This window comes from Planktothrix sp. FACHB-1355, from assembly GCF_014748295.1.
GTDB lineage: Bacteria > Cyanobacteriota > Cyanobacteriia > Cyanobacteriales > Aerosakkonemataceae > Aerosakkonema > Aerosakkonema funiforme_A.
On the sequence record NZ_JACJUP010001378.1, the window covers coordinates 1 to 1,506 of the forward strand.

Consider the following 1,506-nt stretch of genomic DNA (forward strand, 5'->3'; position numbering starts at 1 on the left):
GGAACCCCTGATATTTCTAGGGCCGGCAGGCATTTGGTTGCTGCTGTTGCTAGTGTTGCCAACTTTGATCATTTTTGAGCTAAGTTTGGTGCCAGATATTCGACCCGGACAAGTAGTCAACCCTTCCGGATTCGATAACTTTTGCAGGGCGTTTGGATTTGAACAATGCTTGCCATCTAAGTTCGATCCCACTTTCCTGCAAGTAATGAAGAGAACCTTATTTTTTGCAGGTGGTTCCACAATAGCTTGTTTGGTGCTGGGATTTCCAGTTGCATACTGGATTGCAGTCATGTCACCCAAACAATGGCGAAATTTGCTGCTGTTGGGTTTCGTTTTGCCCTTGTGGACTTCATCGCTGTTGCGATCGTATGCTTGGATCACGATTCTGCGTCCCAGCGGAGTTATTAACTCATTTTTACAACCCGCACTCAATCCATTACTCAGCATTCTCAACTGGTTAATTGACAGTTGCAACTCGTTCCCGATCAGTTTTAACATACCATTTTTACTACCGCACTTGCCACTTTTACCCTGGAATTTGCTGAACGACTGGCCAGCGGTTTTAATTGGGATGAGTTACAGCTATTTACCTTATATGGTATTAATTCTCTACTCTTCTCTGGAAAAATTGGATCGGCGTTTGCTAGAGGCATCAGCTGATTTAGGAGCAAATCCAGCGCAAACTTTCTGGAAGGTGACAGTACCGCAAACAATGCCGGGAATTGTGGCCGGTTCATTGCTAGTTTTAATTATCGGTGTGGGCGATTTCATCGACCCGGAATTGCTGGGAGGCGCTTCCAGTATGACCATATCGCGTTTGATTTACAACCAATTTTTAGGTGCGACTCAGAACTGGGGTTTTGGGTCGGCTCTCAGTATGGTGCTAATTTTAGCTGTGAGTATTGCGATCGCACTTTTGCTCAAATTCGGCGATCGAAACGCTGCACGTTAGAAAAGTCAATCATTCAATCATTCAAAATTCCTCCCTCTTCCTCTGCCTTTCCCTTTTCCCTCTCCCCTAGCCCCTTTTTTGACTTTTGACTTTTGACTTTTGACTTTCCTCCCCCACTCCCCCACTGCCTGAAGCAATGAACAAATCTCCGTCTGTAGCTAAATATCCCGTTTCTTGGCAGGCGCTTTTCTCCCTGCTAATGTACTTTTTCATGTACCTCCCGATTCTGGTACTGGCGTTTTACAGTTTTAATAAATCCCGCTACAGCGCTAATTGGGAGGGATTCACCCTCGATTGGTATCAAAAGCTGTTCAACGATACCCGGATTATCGCCGCTTTGCAAAATAGTTTAATAGTAGCTTTTTGTGCTGTCGGTATTTCAGCTGTCATCGGTACCTTGATGGCTGTTGGTTTGGCGCGTTACCGATTTCCTGGCAGAACTTTATATATGGGGATATCGTACCTGCCGCTGATTATTCCAGATATTGCGATCGCCGTTGCCACCTTGGTATTTTTAGCAGTAATTCAAGTTCGTCTCAGCTTGTGGACGATCG

General features: G+C 45.2%; 1 protein-coding gene and 1 pseudogene. Both read left to right on the top strand.

The features are described 5' to 3' along the window. A partial coding sequence (locus H6S82_RS32580) for an ABC transporter permease (protein WP_199318018.1) occupies positions 1-952 on the top strand: 952 nt, incomplete at its 5' end. A gap of 136 nt (positions 953-1,088) precedes the next feature. Beyond that, positions 1,089-1,506: pseudogene (locus tag H6S82_RS32585) on the top strand (spermidine/putrescine ABC transporter permease PotC); the annotation flags it as partial.